Source organism: Delftia sp. ASV31, assembly GCF_016428765.1.
GTDB classification, from domain to species: Bacteria; Pseudomonadota; Gammaproteobacteria; order Burkholderiales; family Burkholderiaceae_C; genus Comamonas; species Comamonas acidovorans.
In genome coordinates, this window is record NZ_JAELTK010000154.1 from 1 (window position 1) to 6,155 (window position 6,155).

The following is a 6,155-nucleotide window of genomic DNA, read 5'->3' on the forward strand; positions in this document are numbered from 1 at the left end:
GGTCAGCGTGCGCGACGAGGCCGACCGCAGCACCGTCATCCTGCGCGGCGACGGCCTGTTCGACCCGGCCGCCACCGTCGTCAAGCCCCGCTACGTGCAGGTCATCCACCGCGTGGCAGCGGCCCTGGACGAAGTGCCGGGCAAGGTCGTCGTCAACGGCTACACCGACAACCTGCCCATACGCACGGCGCGCTTCCCGTCCAACTGGAACCTGTCGCAGGAACGTGCCCAGGCCGTGTCCCAGATGCTGGGCGGCTCGCTGCGCGACCGCCAGCGCCTGCATGCCGAGGGCCGTGCCGACAGCGACCCCGTCGCGCCCAACAACACGGCAGAAGGCCGGGCGCTGAACCGGCGGGTGGAAATCGTCCTGCTGGTCGCGCCCCAGCAACGTGACCAGCAACTGCAGGCCCTGCCTGCCGCACCCGAGACCAGGAACTGATCCCATGATCCGTCGCATCGCCTCATGGCTGTTCAACCGCTACATGCTGGAGCTTCTGGGCCTGGTGGCCCTGAGCCTGCTCATCTGGTTCGTCGGCCCGCTCGTCTTCATCCAGCCCTACCAGCCGCTGGGCAGCCCCACCGTGCGCTGGTGGATCATCGCCGGCCTGTTCATCCTCTGGTTCCTGCGCCTGCTGCTGCGCTGGTGGCGCGCACAGCGCATGAACGAGCACCTCATGACCGGCCTGGCCCGCCTGACCTCGCCGCGCGAGGCGGACGGCACGCCCGCAGCAGGCTCCGAGGAAGTGGCCGAGCTGGAGTCACGCTTCAAGGAAGCCCTGGACACGCTGAGCAAGACCCGCTTCGGCCAGACCGAAGGCGGCCTGTTCGGCCGCTGGAACAAGCGCTACATCTACCAGCTGCCCTGGTACCTGATCATCGGCTCGCCGGGCTCTGGCAAGACCACTGCCCTGATCAACTCGGGGCTGGACTTCCCGCTGGCGGCCCAGTTCGGCAAGCGCGCCATCCCCGGCATAGGCGGTACGCGCAACTGCGACTGGTGGTTCACCGACCAGGCCGTGCTGCTGGACACGGCCGGCCGCTACACCACCCAGGAAAGCGATGCGGAGCAGGACAAGGCAGCCTGGAAGGGCTTCATGCAGCTGCTCAAGCGCTTTCGCGGACGCCAGCCCGTCAACGGCGTGATCGTCACGCTCAGCGTGCAGGAACTGCTCAGTGCCAGCGACGCCGAGCGCGCCCAACTGGCCCAGCTGATCGGCCTGCGCCTGAGCGAGCTGTGCGAGGAGCTGACCATCCGCTTCCCCGTCTACGTGCTGGTCACCAAGAGCGACCTGCTGGCGGGCTTCAACGAGTTCTTCGGCGCCATGAGCCGCGAGGAGCGCGCCCAGGTCTGGGGCTTCACCTATCCCTATGACGAAAAGACCCAGCGCTCGCCCGCCAGCGACCCGCAGGCCGCCAGCGCCCTGTACATGGAGGAGTTCGACGCCCTGGTCGCCCAGATCAACCGCCTGCTGCCCCAGCGGCTGATGACCGAGCCCGACCTTGCGCGCCGCAGCCTGCTCTACGCACTGCCCCAGCAGTTTGCCGGCCTCAAGGACGTGGTGCGCGACACGCTGGATGCGGCGTTCTCCGCCTCGCGCTTCAAGGAAAAACCGTTGCTGCGCGGCGTCTACTTCACCAGCGGCACGCAGGAGGGCATGCCCTTCGACCGCGTGATGTCGGCCCTGTCGCGCCGCTTTGCGCTGCGTGGCCGCCTGCCGGCCGATGCCGTGCCGCAGCAGGGCCGCAGCTACTTCCTGGAGTCGCTGTTCAAGGACGTGATGTTCAACGAGTCCGGCCTGACCGGGCGCAACGCCAAGAAAGAGCGCCAGCTGCGCCTGATGCAGGCCGCCGGCCTGTGCGCGCTGCTGCTGGCCCTGGGCGGCGCGGCGCTGGCATGGACGCTGAGCTACGAGAACAACCAGCGCTACCTGAACGAAGTGGCCGACAACGCCGGCACGCTGCGCCAGGCCGTGGAGGAATCCAAGGCCACCGACCCCGACAACGTGGTCGCCCTGGTGCCCATGCTCAACCACGCGGCGCGCGTGGCGCAGAGCAGCCGCTTCGAGGAATCGGCCCCGCTGGGCTGGCGCTGGGGCCTGCTGCAGGTGCCCAAGGTGCAGACGGCCGCCCACGCCACCTACCTGCGCCTGCTGGAAGACGCCTGGCTGCCGCGCCTGAGCAGCCATGTCGCGCGCTCGCTGCGCCAGGTCAGCACCGGCAGCCCCGAGGCCAGCTACGAAACGCTCAAGGCCTATCTCATGCTCTATGAGCCCGACCACTTCGACGCTACCTTCGTCAAGGCCTGGCTGCGCAGCGATTGGGAAAACACCCTGCCCCAGCATCTGGTGCAGGCCGGCCTGGTGGACCAGCTGTCCGAACACCTGGACCGCCTCATCGACGGCCGCGTGGTGGTCTCCGCCCAGCCCATCGACGCCAACCTGGTCGCCGAAGTGCGCCAGCGCCTGGCCCAGATGTCGCCCGCCCAGCGCGCCTACAGCCGCCTCAAGCAGCTGCTGAACACCGGCGACAAGCTGCCGCCCGACTTCAGCGTGGTGCGTGCCAGCGGTCCCGAGGCGCCCCAGGTCTTTGCGCGTGCCAGCGGCAAGCCGCTCACCCAGGGCATCAGCGGCCTGTTCACCTATGACGGCTACCACGGCCTCTTCCTGCACGAGCTGCCCAAGGTCACCACCTTGCTGGCCAAGGAGGAAACCTGGGTGCTGGGTCAGGCCGAAGGCCGGCGCAGCGTGGCCCAGGAAGTGCTCACGGGCCAGCTGGCCAACGAGGTCAAGCGCCTGTACCTGATGGAGTACGCGCGCCTGTGGGAAACCTTCCTGGCCGACATCCGACCCATACGCACGGCCTCGCTGGAGCAGGCCGGCGAGCAGGCCCGCCTGTACTCGTCCGCCAACTCCAGCCTGGAGCAGTTCATCCGCGCAGTGGCCCGCGAGACCACGCTGGCCCGCCGCCCGGACCAGCAGGAAGGCGGCAGCTCGGGCAGCACCAGCAGCTGGCTGGGCGAGAAACTGCAGCGCATCCGCGAGGAACAGCACCAGCTCAGCCGCCTGACCGGCAAGCCGCTGAACGTGGGCGGCATGCTGGCCACGGGCACGCTGGAGGCCGACATCGTGGACTTCCGCTTCCGCGAATACCGGCGCCTTGCCACCAGCAACGGCTCGGGCCCGGCGCCCATCACCGCCAGCCTGCAGGTGCTCAACGAGGCGGCGGCCGTCATCGCCTCGGCGCGCCAGCAGGTGATCCAGGGCGGCGGCGTGCCGCCCTCGCTGAGCGGCACGCTGGAGAAGGTGCGCTCGGAAGCCAAGCGCGTGCCGCCTCCGCTCAACAGCATGTACGAGGCCCTGGCCACGTCCACATCGTCCTTCGTGGGAAGCAGCGTGCGCAGCACGCTGGGCGGCAACCTCAACGCCACCATCGGCGACTTCTGCCGCCGGGCCATCCTGGGCCGCTACCCCTTCACGCGCAGCGCCACGCGCGACGTGACCACGGACGACTTCGCCCGCCTGTTCGCCACCGGCGGCACCATGGACGAGTTCTTCCGCACCCAGCTGCAGACCATGGTGGACATCTCCACCGTGCCCTGGACCTTCAAGCAGGGTGTGGACGGCACGCCGGTGGGGGGCTCTGCCTCGCTGGCCGCCTTCCAGCGCGCGGCCTCCATCCGCGACGTGTTCTTCCGCGCAGGCGGCAACACGCCCGGCATCCGGCTGGAGATCAAGCCGCTGGACATGGACGCCTCCATCTCCCAGATGGTGCTGGACGTGGACGGCGAAATCGTGCGCTACCAGCACGGCCCGCAAATCCCCAAGGCCGTCTCCTGGCCGGGCACGCGCGGCACCGGCCAGGCCCGGCTGCAGATCACGGCCGCCGGCGCCCAGAACACCGGCATCGTGACCGAAGGCCCCTGGGCGCTGCACCGCCTGTTCGACCGTGCCCAGATCCTGCCGGGCAACTCGCCCGAGCGTTTCACGGCGATCTTCACCATCGACGGACGCAAGCTGCGCATGGAAGTCACCACCAGCAGCGTCCTCAACCCATTCCGGCTCAAGGCCATGGAGGAATTCGAATGTCCGGACCGGCTGTGAACGCCATGACCCTCCAGCGACCCTGCGCCGCCTGGTGGGGCAAGCTGCCAAGCCAGGGCGATTTCGTCGGCCGGCGCATGCCCCACGCACTGACCATGCGCTGGGACGAGTGGCTGCGCAACGGCATGGACCAGCTGCGCAGCGATGCGGCCGACAACTGGTCCACGCGCTTCGTGCACTCGCCCCTGTGGTTCTTCCTGTGCCCCGCCTCCATCCTGGGCCAGCCCATGCTGGGCGTGATCGGGCCCAGCTCCGACCGCATCGGCCGGCTCTTTCCACTGGCCATCATGGCCACGGTGGACGGCAGCTCCGGCATGCCGGCGTCGGACCAGGACATCGAACGCTTTCTGAGCGGCGCCCGTGATGCTCTCATCGACGCCCGGCGCCTGCCCCTGTCGGCCCAGCAGCTCGACGAGCGGCTGGCCACCCTGCAATGGCCGTTCCAGCAGGACGGCCGCACGCCGGACAGCGCCTCCATCCACAGCCTGCTGGCAGACCTTGACATGGGCGCCTCGCAAGGCAACGCCGCGCGCCTGCCGCGCATGGACTGGCGCGCCTGCATGCGCCCGGGCTCCACCACCTCCGTCTGGTGGATCTCGGCCACACCGCGCCACGCCCCTGACGAAGTGGTCCAGCACGAAGTGCTGCACCGCCGCCTGTTCACCCGGCTGTTCAAGGGCGCCTGAGTTCGTCCAGATCGCACCGTCCACTCCACACCATACCCAAGCAACACCGACCCGCCCATGGCCAATATCCAGGACCTGCTGACCGAGACCGCCGCCGAGCCGCCCTGCGGCCCGGACCTTACCTATGACAACGATTTCCAGGCCATGGAAAGCGCTGCGCAGGGCAAGGTAGAACAGCAGTTCGGCGACACCGTCATCCCCGCCGAGCCACCGGACTGGCGCGACGTGGAGCGCCAGGCCTCGGCACTGATGCAGCGCACCAAGGACCTGCGCGTGGCCGTGCTGCTGTGCCGAGCCTGGACCATCCTGCACGGCCTGCCCGGCACGCTGCAGGGCCTGCAGCTGTGCGGCGCCCTGCTGGAGCGCCACTGGGAGCATGTCCACCCCCTGCCCGAGGATGGCGACGACTACTTCATGCGCATGAATGCCCTGGGCACCCTGTCCGATGTGACAGGCTTTGTGCGTGACCTGCGCAACGCCGACTTCCTGCGCGGCGCGCTGGGCCAGATCAGCGTGCGCGACGCCGAACTGATGGCCAGGGGCAACGTGCCCGAGGACCTGCCGCACCTGACTGCCGACGAATTGCGCATGGCCTCGGCACGCGCGCATGCCGAGGGCCACGAAACCCTGCTGGCCGTCACCCCTGCGCTGCAGGAACTCGACCGGATCCGCGCCTGCTGCGAACAGCACCTGCCCAGCCACCAGCAGCCCGAGCTCGACGGCCTGCGCCAGCTGCTGCTGGCCCTCAAGCAATGGCAGCCCCAGTCCACAGGCGATGCCGACACGGCCGCCGAAGCCGATCCGGCCGCACGAACCGGTACAGAGGGCGGCACAGAGGGCGGCACGGTGGCCCACCCCGCGCCAGGCTCGGCACCCGCCCCGGCGCGCAACCGCGAACAGGCGATTGCCCAGTTGCTGGAAATCGCCGCCTTCGTGGAGCGCACCGAGCCCTCCAACCCCGCCCCCCTGCTCATCCGCCGTGCCGCGCGCTTCATGCGCATGGGCTTCATGGACATCCTGCGCGAACTGTCCCCCGACAGCCTGGCCCAGGTGGAAGTGATCACGGGCGCCCACCTGCAGGAGCAGCAGACATGAAGGCCAAATGCTGTTTCATGGCCCTGGGCGTGGGTCTCTCGACGCCAGCCTTCGCAGATGCCGGTGCACGGCCTGCAAACGCCATCGAGCGCATCACGATCCGCGACGGCACCGCCAGAAGCGAAGACCCCCGCATCCATTGCGATTCACTGCGCATTGACGAAAAGCGTGTGCGCTATTTCCTGCGCCACGCCAGGCCCAGCAGCCAGTTCAATTACGCGCGTGCCTATGAAACCGGTAGTTGCAGCGCCAGTGCCGTCGTGCGCTTCAAGGG

At 68.9% G+C, this 6,155-nt stretch carries 5 protein-coding genes; all 5 read left to right on the plus strand.

The features are described from left to right. A partial coding sequence (tssL, locus tag JHD82_RS28345) for a type VI secretion system protein TssL, long form (RefSeq protein ID WP_199140200.1) occupies window positions 1–439 on the plus strand: 439 nt, incomplete at its 5' end. A gap of 4 nt (window positions 440–443) precedes the next feature. Further along, complete coding sequence (gene tssM / locus JHD82_RS28350) at window positions 444–4,100, plus strand: type VI secretion system membrane subunit TssM (protein ID WP_043823006.1); 3,657 nt, start codon at window positions 444–446, stop codon at window positions 4,098–4,100. Beyond that, window positions 4,082–4,786 carry a type VI secretion system-associated protein TagF gene (gene tagF, locus JHD82_RS28355; RefSeq protein WP_199140202.1) on the plus strand — a complete coding sequence of 235 codons (705 nt, stop codon included), beginning with the start codon at window positions 4,082–4,084 and terminating at the stop codon, window positions 4,784–4,786. The genes tssM and tagF overlap by 19 nt, the downstream gene beginning before the upstream one ends. Before the next feature lie 57 nt (window positions 4,787–4,843). After that, window positions 4,844–5,881, plus strand: a complete 1,038-nt coding sequence (tssA, locus tag JHD82_RS28360) for a type VI secretion system protein TssA (protein WP_199140204.1) — start codon at window positions 4,844–4,846, stop codon at window positions 5,879–5,881. Then, window positions 5,878–6,155: hypothetical protein (locus JHD82_RS28365; protein ID WP_199140206.1), on the plus strand; the 278-nt coding region annotated here is incomplete at its 3' end. The genes tssA and JHD82_RS28365, both read left to right, overlap by 4 nt.